This is a genomic window from Cupriavidus sp. UBA2010, from assembly GCF_002335265.1.
In the GTDB taxonomy this organism is placed as follows: domain Bacteria; phylum Pseudomonadota; class Gammaproteobacteria; order Burkholderiales; family Burkholderiaceae; genus Cupriavidus; species Cupriavidus metallidurans.
The window spans coordinates 365590-382132 of the sequence record NZ_DDCI01000009.1 but is presented as its reverse complement, the minus strand read 5'-3'; the positions used below and the strand labels follow the sequence as shown (position 1 = coordinate 382132).

Genomic DNA, 16543 nt, shown 5'->3' with positions numbered 1-16543 from the left:
CCCCCCCCCCCCCCCCTCGACCCGGAACGCGGCGTGGAGCAACCCCGCGCGGTCGCCCGGATCGAAGAATCGCTCTGTATCGGCTGCACGCTGTGTATCCAGGCCTGCCCAGTCGATGCCATCGTCGGTGCGCCCAAGCAGATGCACACCGTCCTGCCAGACTGGTGCACGGGCTGCGACTTGTGCGTGACGCCCTGCCCGGTCGACTGCATCGAGATGATTCCGGTCACCGGCGAGCAAACGGGATGGGCTGCGTGGTCACAGGAACAGGCCGACGCGGCACACGCGCGCTACGCCGCGCGCGGCGTGCGGCTGGTGCGGGAGCGCGAGGAAAACGATGCGCGGCTGGCTGCCAAGGCTGCCGCCAAACTCGAGGCGCTGCAGGCCGAGCCCGTCGCCAACACCGCGGAACAGGAAGCCCAGGCACGCAAGAAGGCGATCATCCAGGCGGCCATTGAACGCGCGCGACAGAAGCAGGCTGCGGCCCGGCCGCTCAACACCGAGAACGTTTCGCCGGCCGTCCAGGCGCAGATCGACGCTGCCGAAGCACGGCGGGCAAAGCTTGGCATGACAACGCACGAACCGGCCGGCGAGCAGGGCAATAAACAGGAAAACAAGCAGGACAACAACAACCCTTCGACATGAACTCCGCCAAGTGCCGCGCCATCTTCGAAACCCTGCGTGAGGTCAATCCGACGCCGACCACGGAGCTGGAGTACAGCTCGCCGTTCGAATTGCTGATCGCGGTGCTGCTCTCCGCGCAGGCCACCGATGTCGGCGTCAACAAGGCCACGCGCCTGCTGTTCCCGGTCGCGCATTCGCCGCAGCAGATCCTGGCGCTTGGCGAGGCGGGCCTGATCGACTACATCAAGACGATCGGCCTCTACAAGACCAAGGCCAAGCACGTAATGGAAACGTGCCGCATTCTTGTGGAGAAGTACGACGGCAAGGTGCCGCCGGTGCGCGAGGCGCTGGAATCGCTGCCCGGCGTCGGCCGCAAGACGGCAAACGTGGTGCTTAACGTTGGGTTCGGCCAGCCGACGATCGCCGTGGACACGCACATTTTCCGCGTATCGAACCGTACCGGCCTGGCGCCCGGCAAGAATCCCGACGCAGTAGAGCAGAAGCTGCTGAAGGTCGTGCCGACAGAATTCCTGCACGATGCGCACCACTGGCTGATCCTGCATGGTCGCTACGTGTGCAAGGCGCGCAAGCCCGAGTGCTGGCACTGCGCGATCGAACCCCTCTGCGAGTTCAAGGAAAAAACGCCCGCGCCGAAGCAGTAGCCGGTTCAGTCGCCGGTCGTCAGGAACGCTGACGATCCTTCAACACCAGCGCCAGTTGCAGCGCCGTCGCCGCAACGGTATCGACATCGGGCGCATAGCCGTGACGGATCCAGTGCAGTGCCACATGAATGATGCCGCCAGCCACACCGGCCAGCAGCATCGGATCCGGCTCCTTGCCTTCCGGCATCAGCACACGCGCCAGCAGCCCGCCGAAATCGCGCAGCGAGAGGCCGAGCGCCTCATCCACCAGTTTGCTGACACCCCGGATCTCCACCAGGAAGACCCGCGCCGAGCGGGGTTCGCACTGCAGCGTGCCGAAGTAGGCACGCAGTATCGCCAATGCGCGATGCTCGCCGTCACCGCCGGCCGCTTCGCCGGCCAGTTCGATCTTCTGCAGCAACAGGTCCGTGACTGTTTGAAACGAAGCCAGCAGCAAGGCCTCGCTGTTGGCGAATGACTCGTAGAAGTACCGCTCGGTAAGACCGGCTGCCTCGCAAACGGCCTTGACTGTCGCGTTCTGGTAGCCGCGCTCGCCATAGACCTGTACTGCCGCGGCAATAAGTTGCCCGCGGCGCTGGGCGCGCCGTTCTTCGGCTTCGGCGCCACGGTAGCGGCGCGCGGGAGAGAGCTCGGTAGTCATGGGCGCCATTATGACATTCCCTATTGTCAGATTGCTTCTGACAACCTATGTTGTCAGAAATGCCACTGATCCGGGTTCCCGTCATGACCGCCCCTACTCCTGATGACGCAGTCCTTGATGTTCTGATCGTCGGCGCCGGCCTGTCCGGTATCGGCGCCGCCCGACAATTGCAGGACCGCTGCCCCGGCAAGCGCTACGCCATCCTGGAAGCCCGGCAGGCCATGGGCGGTACCTGGGATCTGTTCCGCTACCCGGGCATCCGCTCCGACTCGGACATGTACACCCTGGGGTACCGCTTCAAGCCCTGGAGAGGCGCCAAGGCAATTGCCGATGGCCCGTCGATCCTGTCGTACATTCGCGAGACCGCCGATGAGGCGGGCATCACAAAGCACATCCGCTACGGGCACAAGGTGGTCAGCGCGGCCTGGGATAGCCGCTCAGCCTGCTGGACGATCGAGGCCGAGCGCACCGCCGATGGCAGCCGGGTCCGCCTGCGCACACATTTCCTTTATGTCTGCGCCGGCTACTACAGCTACGCGGAGGGACACCGGCCAACGTTTCCCGGCGAGGAGAACTTCCGTGGCCGCATGGTGCATCCACAGTTCTGGGACCCGTCGATCGACTATGCCGGCAAACGCGTGGTGGTAGTCGGCAGCGGCGCTACGGCCGTCACGCTGGTACCGTCCATGTCGCAAACCGCGGCCCACGTGACGATGCTGCAGCGGTCGCCCACGTATATCGTCACGCGTCCCGGTCAGGATGCGATCGCTCACAAGCTGCGCCGGATGCTGCCCGAAGGGCTGGCCTATGCGGCCACGCGCTGGAAGAACGTGCTGCTGGGGATGTTCTTCTTCCAGCTTGCCCGTCGCAAACCTGAGAAGGTCAAGGCCCGGATGATCGGCATGGCGGCCGAGCAGCTCGCGCCCGGCTATGACGTCGACACCCATTTCACACCGCGCTACAAGCCATGGGACCAGCGCGTCTGCCTGGTGCCCGACGGCGACCTGTTCCGCGAGATCCGCGAGGGCCGCGCCTCCATCGTGACCGACACCATCGAGCGTTTCACCGAGGACGGTATCGTGCTGGCCTCGGGCCAGACCCTGCCGGCCGACATCGTGGTGGTGGCCACCGGCCTGAAGCTGAATATGCTGGGCGACATCGTCGTCACCGTGGATGGCGCGCCGCGCCGCCCGGCCGAGGCGATGGCCTACAAGGGCATGATGCTCAGCGACGTACCCAATCTCGTGCTGGCCTTCGGCTACACCAATGCATCGTGGACGCTGAAGGCGGACCTGACCGCCGAGTACGTCTGCCGGCTGCTGCGTTACATGGATCGCCACGGCTACCGCTCCGCCGCGCCGCACGTGGATCCAACCGTGCAGACCATGCCATTTCTGAACTTCTCTTCGGGCTACGTGCAACGCGCCGCCAGTGTGCTGCCCCGGCAGGGCGACCGCCGGCCGTGGCGCGTCTACCAGAACTACTTCATGGATATGATGACCATTCGCCATGGCCGCATCGCGGATGGCGTGCTGCAGTTTGATAGGCAAGGCACCGCGACCTTGCCGCAGGAAGATGCCCTGGCGGAGGTACAGCCGTGAACGTCCTGCTCTCCGTCATCGTCGCCGTCGTTGGGCTGCTGGTACTGATCGGCCTTGCGCTGTTCCTGTTCACGTGGCGCACCACCCGGAAGATCGAAGCCGCCTTGCCGCCGACCGGGCGTTTCATTGACGTCCCTGGCGCGCAGTTGCATGTCGTCGAGCGCGGCACCGGCCCCGCTGTACTGCTGGTGCATGGCCTGTCCGGCCAGCTCGGCAACTTCGACTACGGGATGATCGAACCGCTTGCGCGCGACTTCCGGGTGGTGGCCATCGACCGGCCTGCCGCCGGATACTCGACGCGCGCGCCCGGCGCCGCTGCCGACCTGCCGGCGCAGGCCGACACGCTGGCTGCCCTGATCGACAAGATGGGCCTCGACAAGCCACTGGTGGTCGGCCACTCGCTGGGTGGCGCGATTGCGCTGACCCTGGCGAGTCGCCACCCCGAGCATGTGGGCGGTCTGGCCCTGATCGCCCCGCTGACGCATCCGCCCGAGCATATCTCGCCCGTGTTCGAGGCAATGACGATCCCGAGCGCATGGAAGAGAAAGCTGCTGGCGTGGACGCTGCTGATCCCGATGTCGATCAGGAATCGCGAGCAGGTCATGGACATTGTCTTCGGCCCCGACCGCGCGCCCGACGACTTCCCCACGCGCGGCGGCGGCCTGCTGGCAATGCGGCCGAGCCATTTCCTCGGTGCCTCGGAAGACCTGATCGGCGCGGCCGCGAGTCTGCCTGCCGTGGTGCCGCACTATGGCGCGCTGCGGATGCCGATCCACGTCCTTTACGGCCGCGAGGACCGCATCCTCGACTACAAGCTGAACGGCGAGGCATTCGCCGCGAAGGTCCCTGGCGCCAGGCTGACATTGGTAAGCGGAGGGCATATGCTGCCAGTTACCGCGATCGATACCAGCGTGGATTTTGTCCGAAACGCGGCACTGCAACTGCACGAGCCAGTGTCCGCCTGATCCGCCCGCCCGAAAATAGGAGCCCAACGATGGCCGCTTCGACCGGTTTCAACCCTTACAAGCGGGACTTGCCCACCGCCTTCGATGCCATCCGCAAACTGCTGGCGGACGGCCACGACACAGAGCAGGTCTTCCGCATCATGCGGGCGCTCAATGGCCCGAGCATGCCTAAGAACTACAGCCGGCTGCTGAGCACGCCGGAAGGCCGCCGCCTTGCTTACCTGCGCGAAGAACTGGCCGAGCGACTCTGCGATCCCGCATACATCGCCAGCTTTGCCCCGGGAACGGTCGGCGCGGCGTACCGTGGTTTTCTCGAAAAGACCGGCTATAGCGCGGATGGGTTGGCGAAGGTCTCGAACCTGAACCAGGAACCGGTGGTCGAGGACGCGTATATGTGGTTCGGCCGGCGCACACGCGACATCCACGATATCTGGCACGTGCTGACCGGCTACCGTGCCGACGAAAGTCTCGGCGAGGCGGCACTGGTCGCGTTCAGCTATGCGCAGACCGGCGGCAAGGGTTGGGCCTTCATCGCGGTCGCCGCTGCCCTGAAGAGCTGGCGGCTGACCGGCAGCCTCGCGTTCGCGCGCGCAGTGCTCGAAGGCTACCGCCTGGGCAAGCGGGCGAAGTGGCTGCTGGCCGAAGACTACGATGCGCTGCTGAACGAGCCGATCGACGCGGCCCGGGAGCGGCTTGGCATCTCGGAAGCAAAGCAATACCTCGCCTGCAATCCGATGGAGGAATGGTCGGCCTGAGCCCCTGAGCCGTCCACGCGCCAACAAAAAAGCGACCTCGATGGGTCGCTTTTTTGTTTCGGGTCAGCGGCGCATCAGACGATGCGGCAGGCTTCGTCGAACGTCAGGCGCGGACCACGCGGGAACAGCTTGTCGGCTTCGCCATAGCCCAGGTTCACCAGGAAGTTGACCGCCCACTTGCCGTCGGGGAAGAACGTGGCGTTGAGCTTGTCGGCATCGAATCCGGCCATCGGGCCGCAGTCCAGACCCAGTGCGCGGGCGGCCAGGATGAAGTAGCCACCTTGCAGCGAGCTGTTCATCAGCGCGTCGCGGGCAATCTTCTCGTCGTTGCCGGCATACCACGAGCGCGCATCGGCGTGGGGGAACAGCTTCGGCAGTTGGTCGTGGAAGTTGCGGTCGAACGCGATGATCGCGGTCACCGGCGCCGAGCGGGTCTTGTCGGCATTGCCAGCCGATACGCACTCGACCAGGCGGGCCTTCTCGGCCGCCGACTTCACGAACACGATGCGTGCCGGCGAGCCATTTGCGGCGGTCGGACCGAATTTCATCGCTTCGTAGATCTGCTTCAGCAGCGCATCATCCACATGCTTGTCTTGCCACACGTTGTGGGTGCGGGCTTCAGTGAACAATTGTGCAAGGACTGCCTGATCGACGGATTTCATTGCGCGTTTTCCGGGTTTTGGGATGAAAGAAAGCGCGATTGTACCCAAGCGTCCGCCGTGCGCCCACAAGCGCTTTGACGAACCCGTTCAATTCCGTTCGTCGGAGGTCTTCAGTGGGGGCGTACCGCTGGCCCGGCGTGTCAGCCAGAGCACTCCGGCGAGGATCAACCCGCCCCCGACGGCCTGGGTCGGGCCGATGTGTTCGCCAAGCAGCACGGCGGCCAGCACTACGGTCACCACAGGCTCCAGCGTCGACAGCATCGATGCCTTGGAGGCCCCAAGCCGCTGCAGTCCGGCGAAGAACGTCAGGATCGCGAGCACGGTGGATACCAGCGCGATGGCCACCAACGCCAGCCAGCCACCTGCGCTGGCCGGAAACTGCGGCGGCACGCCAGCCCCCGCGCGCAAGAACCCGAGCGTCACATAGACCAGTGCCGCCGCCGTACAGATCACCGTGGTCGTGGCGATGGCATTGACGCCGGCAGTCACGCGCGCACCCACCACGATATAGATCGAATAGATCACCGCCGCGGCCACCCCAAGGGCGATGCCTAGCGAACTGCCCTCGCCTCCCCCCACGGTCAAACCCGCGCCCACCGAGCAGAGCACCAGCGCGATCACCGTGGAAGTGGTCAGGTGCTCCTTCAGGAAGACGGCGGCCAGGATCGTCACGAACAGCGGATAGAGATACAGCAGCAGCGCCACCAGGCTGGCCTGCGCGTAGTTCAACGCCGTGAAAAAACAGTACGACTGGCTGACATAACCGATGCCACCCATCGCCGCCAGCGCCAGCACGCGGCGCCACGGCGGCAGGCTGATCCCCCTGGCACGCATCACAAAGCCCATCGCAATCGCGGCCAGCAGGAAGCGCACGGCCAGCAGGCCATAGACGTCCGCCCCCGCTGCATAGGCAAAGCGCGCGAAGATGGCCATGGCGCCGAAGGCGCTGGCGGAGAGCGCGATCAGCAACACGCCCGCGAGCTTGTCGCGGGCGTGGCCCATGGTGCCGGTGGCGGATGCAGTCATCGGTGGCGAATCTGAAAAATGGCAGTGGCTGAGGTTTGTTCGCGATAGTTTGTCAGCGTACTGAACGACGGCGAACAAACTTCCGCATTCTACTAATGCGCGGGGCGCCGTCGGCAGAGCCGCGACCGCTGCACTACAATAGCGGCCATCATGTTCAATCCCTCAAGAGAAGAAGTCCGCCGGTTCTTCTGCGAAGCCTGGCAGAAGCGCGTCGCGGGCAACGTCCTCACGCCGCTTGAAGCGATCGCGGTCGACTGGATCGACCAGCATCCCGAGTACCAGTCCCTGCTGACCGATACCGAAGCCGCGCTAGCGCGCGACTACACACCGGAAGGCGGCCAGACCAACCCGTTCCTGCACTTGGCGATGCATCTGTCGATCTCCGAACAGGTCTCGATCGACCAGCCGCCCGGCATCCGCGCCGCCTACGAGGCATTGAGCCGCCGGCTCGATTCGCCGCACGAGGCCCAGCACCAGATCATGGAAGCGCTCGGCCAGATGCTCTGGAACGCGCAGCGCAATGGCATGCCGCCGGACGGGCAGGCCTACGTGGACGATATCCGACGCCGGGCCGCCGGCTGATCCGCACCCACCCGGTTTGGCCACGCCCCGTGGCTAACCATTCGTCACATGCCGCACGCGCCACACATGGTACGCTTGCGGGCATCGCAACTCTTGTCGCGTCCACGTCACCGGAGTGCTGTCGATATCCCGCCGGTGCGGCGCTCATTGCTCCCGATGCCACGTTACGTGTCAGGCCGTGTTGCACTTCCACGCACGGCCTTCCGCCTGCTGTTGCCTACGCTGGCCTCGTCGGCCGTCCTGTTCCACGCCACGCCAGCCGATGCCGCGGTCTCCGTGTTGCAGCCGCCGCGTGTCATTGATGCCACTCAGCCGCTCACGCTGACCCTGCTGATCACTGGAGATCGGGACATGCGGCGCTATGCCGTGCCCGACACCCTTGAGGTGTCGGCCTCGGGAGACCTTGTGGCGCCGGCACCCATGACGCTCAAGCGCGTCGGCAAGGGGCCAACCGTCCTGAATCTGCGGCAAGGCGAGCACCAGACCGTCAGCTTCCGTGGGGAATGGCCTGCGACATTGCGTGGAGTGGTCCGCCTGGACATCTCCGGGATCGACGCCGCGCCGGTCCTGATCACGCTGAACCAGGCGCCGGGCGCAAACCCGGCCACCGTTACTGCGCCAGTGGTCGCCGGCACACCGGCCGAACCCAAAGCGGCCGGCGCGCCTGTCAGCGTCGGCCAGGTCACCCCGGTCGTATCGGCCGAGAATGTCCCCGCATCCACTCCGGCGCCAGCCGATCTGCGTGATGCGCAACGGCTTTCCTTCAACGAGCCGATGTACATCATGTTCGGCGCGCACGACGGGGCCAACGCCAAGTTCCAGCTCAGCTTCAAATTCCGGATCTACGAGGGCAAGGACCCGGCGTCGAAGCGCTTCATCGACAACCTCTACTTCGCCTACACGCAGTTCTCGCTATGGGACCTGCACAGCGCCTCGAAGCCGTTCGAGGACACCAACTATCGCCCTAGCCTGTATTACTACCTGTCCGACACGGGCGTGAAGAACAGCGTGATCAGCCGGCTGTCGATCGCTTCGGGCTTCGAGCACGAGTCGAATGGCCGGGCCGGCGCCGATTCGCGCAGCATCAACACGCTGTTCCTCAAGCCGACGATGTACTTTGGCGACCAGAACGACTGGCACTGGCGCGTGGCGCCCAAGGTCTATGCGTACCTGGAGAAAAGCGAGAATGAGGACATCGCGCACTATCGCGGCTACATGGACCTGAACCTGGCCTATGGGAAGCCCGATTCGTGGGAATTCGCCGCCACGCTGCGCAAGGGCACGCGGCAGATGTACGGCAGCGTCGACGCGCAGGCCTCGTACCCGCTCTCTCGCCTGATTCCGGGCACGGCTGGCTACCTGATGCTGGGCTACTTCTATGGCTATGGCGAAAGCCTGCTCAACTACAACCAGAAGACGCCCTGGCAGATCCGCCTGGGTTACGCGCTATCCCGCTAGCGGCTTGCCGCTGGCCTTGAGCCGCGCATTGCCCACGGCCGCCGAGAACTGCCCATGGCCGTGCCAGCCCGTGGCGCGGCCGAGCTTCTTACCCTTGTGGAAGAACATGAACACGGGGATACCATGCAGGCCGAAGCGCCGCCCCAGCTCGGGATGGGCATAGACATTGGCATGCAGCCAGTGCAGGTCGAGCGCGCGAATCGGTTCGGGATTGGCCAGGATCGCCTTCTTGGCCATCTCGCAGTTGAAGCAGTCCACACCCCAGAAGAACACGCAGACCAGATCGTCGCCAGCATTGGCGATCGCCGCGTCGATGTTCTCGCCATCGACTTCGGCCATATCGAGCGCCTCGAACGCGCGGTGATCGAGGTGCGGCTCGTTTCCTTCGGACATTTCGATCCCTCCTGAAACGACAACGCCCGGTGCCAATGGCCCGGGCGTTTCGTACTGCCGTATGCCGACGACTCGCGCTCAGCGCGGCGCCGAGACGGTCACCAGCGCCGGGCGCAGCACGCGGTCGGCAATCATGTAGCCGCGTTGCAGCACGTTGACCACGGTGTTCGGTTCCTGCTCCGACGGCACCATCGAGATGGCCTGGTGGCGATGCGGGTCGAACTTCTCGCCCACCGGGTTCACTTCGACAATGCGGCCACGTTCGAACGCGGCGGTCAGTTGGCGCGCGGTCAGTTCCACACCTTCGCGCAGCTTGCCGAGGTCACCGGTACCGTCGGCCAGCGCGGCCTGCAGGCTGTCCATCACGGGCACGAGGTTATCGGCAAAGCTCTCGATGGCGAACTTGTGAGCCTTGGCCACTTCGTCCTGCGAACGGCGGCGGATGTTCTCGCCCTCCGCCGTGGCGCGCAGGAACATATCGTAGTGTTCCTTGGCCTTGGCTTCCAGTTCGGCCACCTGTTGCGTCAGGCGGACCACCTCGTCGGCACCGGCTTCCGGCGTGCGGGCGGCGTCCTCGGCTGCCTGCGTATTGGGGGTTGGCGTCTGGTTCTGTTCTTCCATGTCGATTCGTATCAAAACAAAAGCACGGCCCGCTCTGGCGGCAGGCCATCGGGTGAGTCGGGTGTCAAACCGGCAAGTCTAGCTGCACTTGGTGTCAGTCCCCGATTTTTCAAGTGTGGAGGTTCAGAGACGCGGAAATACGTCGTTACAAAGCCTTGCTCGATGAAATCGAGCCGTCATTGCTTTGCTGCATCGCACACACTAAGATTCACTTAATAAAAAATGTCAAAAATAACGGGAGCAGAGAGGTGGATCATTTTGGTGCATCCTTCGGAAGGTTCGCCATGCACAAGCTGCCAGTCGTTGCCCTTTGCCTGATTGCCGCGCTCTCGGCCATGACGGTCTTCATCTGCCTGTCCGACACGGTTGCCCCGCGCGACACCGAGTATGGCAGCGGCAAGGCCGTATTCAAGCATTACCTCGTCCAGTACGTCCGCTAACCCGCTACATTACGGCCAGCCGGAGTGCCCCGCCCCCGGCTGGCTGCAACCGTCACCCCTTGAAGTCGTCGATTCTGCGCCGGTCGCGCTTGGTCGGTCGCCCGTGCATCTGCGCCGCCGGCTCGTGCTGGAAGCGCCGCCGTTCCGCGTCTGTCTGTCGCCCGGCCTGACTTTCCTCGGTCTCCGCATAGAGCGTCTGGGCGATCGGCGCCGGCCCGCGTGACGCGGCCACGCCCTTGACCACCACTTCCCAGCGCTGCTGATGCGCCTCCAGTATCACGGTGTCGCCCGGCTTGACCTCGCGCGAGTTCTTGCAGGGCTGCCCGTTGACACTCACGCGCCCCCGCTCCACCGCCTCGGCAGCCAGCGAGCGCGTCTTGAAGAAGCGCGCGCACCAGAGCCATTTGTCGATGCGCAGCCGCGCATCGGGTTCGAAATCGACTTGCATGATTACCGTCCGTTACTGCCCGTGACCGCCGTCACAGGCTCAGGCTCCCGCGCCGCGCGCCTGAGCGCGGGAGCGTCTTGCTTCCAGTTCGTGGGGATGTGGAACATTGAGCGGCCACCCCTGCAGATGCTGCAACGCAATATCCGCCAATCCGGCGATCCAGGCCTCGGCATCGTTGAGGCACGGGATGAAATGGAAATCCTGGCCGCCGGCCACGCGGAATTCCGACTGCCCCTCCATCGCGATCTCCTCGAGCGTCTCGATGCAGTCGGCGGGAAAGCCGGGACAGAACACGTCCACGCGCTGCGTCCCGACCTTGCCCAGTTCGGCCAGCGTCGGCGCTGTATAGGGCTGCAACCACTCCGCCTTGCCAAAACGAGACTGAAACGTCACCTGATACTGGCCGGGCTGCAAGCCCAGCGCCTCGCCGAGCAGACGACCGGTCTTCAGACACTCGCAGTGATAGGGATCACCGAGGTCCAGCAACCGGCGCGGAAGGCCGTGGAACGACAGGATCAGCTTGTCACCGCGCGCGAAATCCGGCTTGCCATGCTGGGCCCAATAGCCGCCCACCTGCTTGTGCAGCGCAGAGATATACGCCGGGTGATCGTGGAAATGCTTGATCAGCCGTAACTCGGGCTGGTTGCGCCACGCCGACAGGACACGAAATGCCTCGTCGAAGGCGGTGGCCGTGGTCGTGCCGGAGAACTGCGGATACAGCGGCAGCAACAGGATCTGTTCGGTACCCTGCCGGCGCAGCGCTTCCATGACCGATTCGATCGACGGATTGCCATAGCGCATCGCGCAGGCCACCGTTACGTCGTGACCTTGCTGCTGCATCAACAGTTGCAGCGCATGAGCCTGACGCTCTGTATACACAAGTAGCGGCGACCCGGTCATATGCGCCTCGCGCAGCCAGATCGACTCGTACTTCATGGCCGACGCCCGCGAGCGGAACGGCAGGATCAGCCCGTGCAGGATCGGCAGCCAGGCCAGGCGCGGGATCTCTACCACGCGCGGGTCGGACAGGAACGCCTTCAGGTAGCGCCCCACCGCCTTAGGCGTGGGCGCGTCCGGGGTGCCGAGGTTGATCAGCAGGATCGCGGTGCGCGGCGGCTGGCCGTGCTGGTGTGCCGGTTCAGGCGAAAACGTCATAGGGTTTCCGTTGGGACTGCCGGGGGCGCTGGCGAATCAGGGGCCGGCCGCAAGCCGTTGCAGGCGGCCGACTCAGGACAGACACGTCCACCGTGTCAATAGTTCGTGGCTCAGCTCTGGCTGAGCGCGCTGGACAGGAGCCGCGCGGTGATATCGACGATCGGGATCACCCGTTCGTAGGCCATCCGCGTGGGGCCGATCACGCCCAGGGTGCCAACGATCTGGCCATCCACCCCGTATGGCGCGGTGATCACGGCCATGTCCTCGATCGGCACAAGCTGGCTTTCGCCGCCGATGAAGATCTGCACGCCCTGCGCGTGACTCGACACATCGAGCAGCTGCAGCAGGCTCGTCTTGTGCTCGAACACGTCGAACAGGCGACGCAGCTTGTCCATGCTCGACGACAGGTCTTCCACTTCCAGCAGCTTGCGCTCGCCTGAGATGAACACCTGCTCGTTGTCCTCGGCCATCGCGCTGCTGCCCGCCTCGACCGCCGCCTGCATCAGCGCGGACATGTCGCGGCGCAGGTCCTGCAACTCCACGCGCAGGTGGTCGCGCACGGCGTCGAAACTCATGCCCGCATAGTGCGAGTTGAAGAAATTCGCCGCCTCGATGAGCTGGCCCGGCGTGTACGCCAGGTCGGTCTGGATGATCCGATTCTGCACATCCCCTTCCGGGCTGACGATGATCAGCAGGATGCGCTTGTCAGACAACCGCATGAATTCCACCTGCCGGAACGATTGCGCGCGCCGTGGCGTCATCACCACGCCGGCGAAATGAGAAAGATTCGAAAGCGTATGCGCCGCCGCCGTGATCATCCGCTGCGGCCCGAACTGCTGGCCACCCAGTTGACCCTGGATCTGGCCAGTCAGCTCAGCCAGTTCGGCACTGAACTCCGGCGCGCGCTCCAGCGGGCGCGCCGTCAGCATTGTGTCGACGAACAGCCGGTACCCGCGCGGCGTGGGGATTCGGCCAGCCGAGGTATGTGGGCTGGCGATGAAACCCATCTCCTCGAGGTCCGACATCACGTTGCGGATGGTGGCCGGCGAGAGATCAAGCCCCGAGAACTTCGACAGGGTGCGCGAGCCCACGGGCTGCCCCTCGACGATGTATCGCTCGATCAGGGTCTTGAGAAGCTTTTTTGAACGTTCGTCCATGATGCCCCGATTTTAATCAAACTTTGGCGGTTCAGGCGTCACCTGGAGCGGCGGCGGCCCAGTGCTGACAACGATCATGCCGGTATGGTCTAATCCCGGCATGTCTGCCCCCCACAAGACCGGCGCCGCGCGCCCCCCGTTCAAGACTGTAGCCCTGGTGGGCCGACACTCGACCGCTGGCATCGAAGGTCCGCTGGAAGAGCTCGCATCTTGCATCTCCCGTAACGGACAGGATGTGGTGTTCGAACGCGAAACCGCAATGGCTACCGGGCTGACAGGTTACCCGGTGCTGACCCCCGACGAGATCGGCCGCGAAGCCGATGTGGCGGTGGTGCTGGGCGGCGACGGCACGCTGCTCGGGCTGGCCCGCCAGCTGGCCGGGCACGATGTGCCCGTGATCGGCGTCAACCACGGCCGACTGGGCTTCATGACCGACATCCCGCTCGATGCCATCTCCACGGCACTGCCAGAGATGCTTTCCGGCCGGTACGAGGCCGAAACCCGGATGCTGCTGGAGTCGCGCGTGATCCGCGACGACTCGGTGATTTTCTCCGCGCTGGCGTTCAACGATGTGGTGGTGAACCGCTCGGGGATCTCCGGCATGGTCGAACTGGCGGTCTCGGTCGACGGCTATTTCATGTACAACCAGCGTTCGGACGGCCTGATCGTCTCCACGCCGACCGGCTCCACCGCCTACGCGCTGGCAGCGGGGGGCCCGATCCTGCACCCGACGCTGTCCGGCCTGGTGCTGGTGCCGATCGCGCCGCACGCGCTGTCGAACCGGCCCATCGTGCTGCCGTACGACGCCGAGGTCACGATCGAAGTGGCCAGCGCGCGCGATGTCAGCGTCAACTTCGACATGCAGGCGCTGGCCTCGCTGCTGCCCGGCGACCGCATCGTGGTACGCCGTTCGGCCAAGACCATCAACCTGCTGCACCCGGTGGGGTATAACTACTACGCCACACTGCGCAAGAAGCTGCACTGGCACGAGTATCCGACTGAAGACAACCGGCTCTGATCCACAGGCACCTCAACGTTCCGCCGTTATCCTCGTTACCCGCCCTTACCGCCCTTACCGCCCTTACCGCCCTTACCCGCCACCGCTCACCGCCCACGATGCTGCGCAGCCTATCGATCCGCGACTTCGTCATCGTCGACACGCTCGACCTCGACTTCTCCGCCGGCTTTACCGTCTTCACGGGTGAAACCGGCGCGGGCAAGTCGATCCTCATCGACGCGCTCGCCCTGGTGCTGGGTGAACGGGCCGACGCAGGCGTGGTCCGCGAAGGCGCGGCACGTGCCAGCATCAGTGCCACCTTCCACACCCACCCAGCGCTGGATGCGTGGCTGGCCGAGCGCGAACTGTCGAGCGACATGGAAGACGACGACGGCGGCACCGTGCTGCTGCGCCGGACTGTCGACGCCAGCGGCCGCAGCAAGGCCTTCATCAATGGCGCCGCGGCAACGCTGGCGCAGTTGCGCGAGGTGGGCGACCAGCTCGTCGATATCCACGGCCAGCACGCGCACCAGTTGCTGCTGCGTCCGGATGCCCAACGCCAGTTGTTCGACGCCCACGCAGGCCTGACCGAACAATCCGCCGCCGTGGCCGAGGCCTGGCGTGTGTGGCGCGCCTGCGTCAAGCAACGCGAGGCGGTGGAGCACCAGTCGCGCGAGATGCAGCTCGAACGGGAGCGGCTCGAATGGCAGGTCGGCGAACTGGACAAGCTCGCGCCGCAGCCAGGTGAATGGGAAGAGATCCAGGGCGAATACAACCGCCTGTCGCACGCGGCGGGCCTGATCGACGGCGGCCGCGCCGCGCTCGACGCACTATCCGAATCGGACGGCGCAGTGACCTCCGTGCTCAACGGCGTGGTGCACCGACTCCAGCAACTGGCCGATGTCGACGCGGGCCTGCGCGACGTGCTGGCCGCGCTCGAGCCGGCGCTGGTGCAGGTCGAGGAAGCCGCGCACTCCCTGAACCGCTATGTCGACCGGCTCGAACTCGATCCGGAACGGCTGCAGGCCGTGGAAGAGCGCATGCAGGCGCTGCACGCCACCGCCCGCAAGTATCGTCTGCCGCCCGAACAGCTATCCGACGAGTTGCTGGCCCGCCGCCAGCAACTTGACGACCTCCAGGCCGCCCAGGACATCAACAAGGTGCTGGCGCGCGAAGCCGCGTCGCGCGCTGCCTACCTGACCCTCGCCCAGCATCTGTCGGGGGCGCGCAAGGTGGCAGCCGAAGCCTTGTCCGCCGCCGTTACCAATGCGATGCAGGGCCTGTCGATGGCCGGCGGCACGTTCGCCGTGGCATTGCATCCGCTAGAGGAAGGCCAGAGCCACGGGCTCGAGCAGATCGAGTTCCTGGTCGCGGGCCACGCCGGCGTGAGCCCCAGGCCGCTCGCCCGCGTGGCATCGGGTGGCGAACTGGCGCGGATCAGCCTGGCGATTTCGGTCATCACAAGCGAGGCGGCGCCCACGCCAACGCTGATCTTCGACGAAGTGGACACGGGTATCGGCGGCGCGGTAGCCGAGGTGGTCGGACGCCGCCTGCAGGAGCTCGGACGCTCGCGACAGGTACTCTGCGTCACGCACCTGCCACAGGTGGCGGCGCAGGCCGGGACCCACCTGCTGGTCAGCAAGGAAACCAGCAAGGATGACAAAAAGGCCGGAGGCGACAATGGCGGCCCGGTGACGCGATCACGCATCCGGACACTTGATACAGATGGTCGCGTCCAGGAAACCGCGCGTATGCTTGGGGGTACCACGGTCACTGCCACGACCATGCAACATGCCGAGGAAATGCTGGCGCAAGGCACCCAGGCGGCCCAGGCGGCCAACTCGCCGCGCGAAAGCAGTGGCAAGCGCCCGCGCCGCGCGGCCGGCTGATTCCGGCACGCCGAACCACACAGGAGTTTCAAACCGATGACCCATGGCAAGTCGCCATCGCTCCACCGCCGCGTCGTCGCGGCCACCTTTGCCGCGCTGGCTGTGACGGCAGTGTCGGGCTGCGCCTCGGAATCGAAGTCATTTGCGCCGCCGCGCGGCAGCATTACGGACGACCGCGCGATCGGGGACATCCTCGTCAAGTTCACGCCGCCGGATGTGACAACCTCGGAAGACGCCGGCAAGCTGCTGGCAGCGATCGAGGGGCCGGTGCGCTATGTGGTCAAACGCCCGATGTCAGGAGGGGTCTGGCTGGTCACCGCGATCACGAAATCCCCCGACATCACCGCCGACCAGGCAGTCGCCACGCTGCAGGCCGCGCCGCGCGTGGAATCGGCAACGCCCGACCGCATGTTGAAGCCGCACCGCTCCATGCCGGGTGGCCGCGACATGCCCCAGCAATAAGTATCA

19 protein-coding genes are annotated in these 16543 nt (G+C 65.2%); 11 read left to right on the top strand and 8 right to left on the bottom strand.

The window, feature by feature from the left end; translation table 11 throughout:
- Both rsxB and nth read left to right on the top strand, forming a co-directional pair.
- Nucleotides 1–645: electron transport complex subunit RsxB (gene rsxB, locus B2246_RS05160; protein ID WP_286964022.1), on the top strand; the 645-nt coding region annotated here is incomplete at its 5' end.
- The gene (gene nth / locus B2246_RS05155; protein ID WP_286880182.1) at nt 642–1286 is read left to right on the top strand and encodes an endonuclease III; all 645 of its coding nucleotides are present in this window, start codon (nt 642–644) and stop codon (nt 1284–1286) included. The genes rsxB and nth, both read left to right, overlap by 4 nt.
- 19 nt (nt 1287–1305) lie before the next feature.
- Here nth and B2246_RS05150 read toward each other — a convergent pair whose 3' ends face one another.
- A complete protein-coding gene (locus tag B2246_RS05150; protein ID WP_008649315.1) occupies nt 1306–1935 on the bottom strand; it encodes a TetR/AcrR family transcriptional regulator in 630 nt (209 codons plus the stop codon).
- 74 nt (nt 1936–2009) lie between these two features.
- Between B2246_RS05150 and B2246_RS05145 the strand changes: the two genes are divergently transcribed.
- From B2246_RS05145 to B2246_RS05135, 3 genes are read left to right on the top strand one after another with little or no spacing between them, the layout of a single operon-like run.
- Nucleotides 2010–3527 carry a flavin-containing monooxygenase gene (locus B2246_RS05145; RefSeq protein WP_286880181.1) on the top strand — a complete coding sequence of 506 codons (1518 nt, stop codon included), beginning with the start codon at nt 2010–2012 and terminating at the stop codon, nt 3525–3527.
- Nucleotides 3524–4492 carry an alpha/beta fold hydrolase gene (locus B2246_RS05140; protein ID WP_008649319.1) on the top strand — a complete coding sequence of 323 codons (969 nt, stop codon included), beginning with the start codon at nt 3524–3526 and terminating at the stop codon, nt 4490–4492. The genes B2246_RS05145 and B2246_RS05140 overlap by 4 nt, the downstream gene beginning before the upstream one ends.
- Nucleotides 4493–4521: 29 nt before the next feature.
- Nucleotides 4522–5247, top strand: coding sequence for a Coq4 family protein (locus B2246_RS05135; protein ID WP_008649320.1), 726 nt, complete (start codon nt 4522–4524; stop codon nt 5245–5247).
- A 74-nt stretch (nt 5248–5321) separates the two neighbouring features.
- Here B2246_RS05135 and B2246_RS05130 read toward each other — a convergent pair whose 3' ends face one another.
- On the bottom strand, nt 5322–5909 hold the full coding sequence (locus B2246_RS05130; protein ID WP_008649321.1) for a malonic semialdehyde reductase: 588 nt from the start codon (nt 5907–5909) through the stop codon (nt 5322–5324).
- An 87-nt stretch (nt 5910–5996) separates the two neighbouring features.
- A complete protein-coding gene (locus tag B2246_RS05125; RefSeq protein ID WP_008649322.1) occupies nt 5997–6935 on the bottom strand; it encodes a DMT family transporter in 939 nt (312 codons plus the stop codon).
- 150 nt (nt 6936–7085) lie between these two features.
- On the opposite strand from B2246_RS05125, the gene B2246_RS05120 reads away from it, so the two are divergent.
- Together B2246_RS05120 and B2246_RS05115 are read left to right on the top strand one after the other, a co-directional pair.
- The gene (locus tag B2246_RS05120) at nt 7086–7517 is read left to right on the top strand and encodes a DUF1841 family protein (protein WP_008649323.1); all 432 of its coding nucleotides are present in this window, start codon (nt 7086–7088) and stop codon (nt 7515–7517) included.
- 156 nt (nt 7518–7673) lie between these two features.
- Nucleotides 7674–8975, top strand: coding sequence for a phospholipase A (locus B2246_RS05115; RefSeq protein ID WP_035881771.1), 1302 nt, complete (start codon nt 7674–7676; stop codon nt 8973–8975).
- Here the strand turns inward: B2246_RS05115 and B2246_RS05110 are convergent.
- Together B2246_RS05110 and grpE are read right to left on the bottom strand one after the other, a co-directional pair.
- Nucleotides 8964–9368, bottom strand: coding sequence for a thioredoxin family protein (locus tag B2246_RS05110; RefSeq protein WP_008649325.1), 405 nt, complete (start codon nt 9366–9368; stop codon nt 8964–8966). The genes B2246_RS05115 and B2246_RS05110 overlap by 12 nt on opposite strands.
- 78 nt (nt 9369–9446) lie before the next feature.
- Complete coding sequence (gene grpE / locus B2246_RS05105) at nt 9447–9989, bottom strand: nucleotide exchange factor GrpE (RefSeq protein ID WP_008649326.1); 543 nt, start codon at nt 9987–9989, stop codon at nt 9447–9449.
- Nucleotides 9990–10273: 284 nt separating this feature from the next.
- Here grpE and B2246_RS05100 point away from each other — a divergent pair, with 284 nt between their 5' ends.
- Complete coding sequence (locus B2246_RS05100; protein WP_008649327.1) at nt 10274–10429, top strand: hypothetical protein; 156 nt, start codon at nt 10274–10276, stop codon at nt 10427–10429.
- Nucleotides 10430–10481: 52 nt separating this feature from the next.
- On the opposite strand, the gene B2246_RS05095 is transcribed toward B2246_RS05100, so the two are convergent.
- The 3 genes from B2246_RS05095 to hrcA form a co-directional block, all read right to left on the bottom strand.
- On the bottom strand, nt 10482–10877 hold the full coding sequence (locus B2246_RS05095; protein WP_008649328.1) for an RNA-binding S4 domain-containing protein: 396 nt from the start codon (nt 10875–10877) through the stop codon (nt 10482–10484).
- A gap of 39 nt (nt 10878–10916) precedes the next feature.
- Nucleotides 10917–12032: a ferrochelatase gene (gene hemH / locus B2246_RS05090; RefSeq protein WP_008649329.1), complete on the bottom strand. Its 1116-nt coding sequence runs from the start codon at nt 12030–12032 to the stop codon at nt 10917–10919.
- A 110-nt stretch (nt 12033–12142) separates the two neighbouring features.
- Nucleotides 12143–13189 carry a heat-inducible transcriptional repressor HrcA gene (gene hrcA, locus B2246_RS05085; protein ID WP_008649330.1) on the bottom strand — a complete coding sequence of 349 codons (1047 nt, stop codon included), beginning with the start codon at nt 13187–13189 and terminating at the stop codon, nt 12143–12145.
- A gap of 100 nt (nt 13190–13289) precedes the next feature.
- Between hrcA and B2246_RS05080 the strand changes: the two genes are divergently transcribed.
- The 3 genes from B2246_RS05080 (at nt 13290) to B2246_RS05070 (ending at nt 16537) form a co-directional block, all read left to right on the top strand.
- The gene (locus tag B2246_RS05080) at nt 13290–14207 is read left to right on the top strand and encodes an NAD kinase (protein WP_008649331.1); all 918 of its coding nucleotides are present in this window, start codon (nt 13290–13292) and stop codon (nt 14205–14207) included.
- Nucleotides 14208–14305: 98 nt separating this feature from the next.
- Nucleotides 14306–16075, top strand: a complete 1770-nt coding sequence (recN, locus tag B2246_RS05075; RefSeq protein ID WP_286879983.1) for a DNA repair protein RecN — start codon at nt 14306–14308, stop codon at nt 16073–16075.
- Between the two features lie 36 nt (nt 16076–16111).
- The gene (locus B2246_RS05070) at nt 16112–16537 is read left to right on the top strand and encodes a hypothetical protein (protein ID WP_008649333.1); all 426 of its coding nucleotides are present in this window, start codon (nt 16112–16114) and stop codon (nt 16535–16537) included.
- Nucleotides 16538–16543 lie beyond the last annotated feature (6 nt).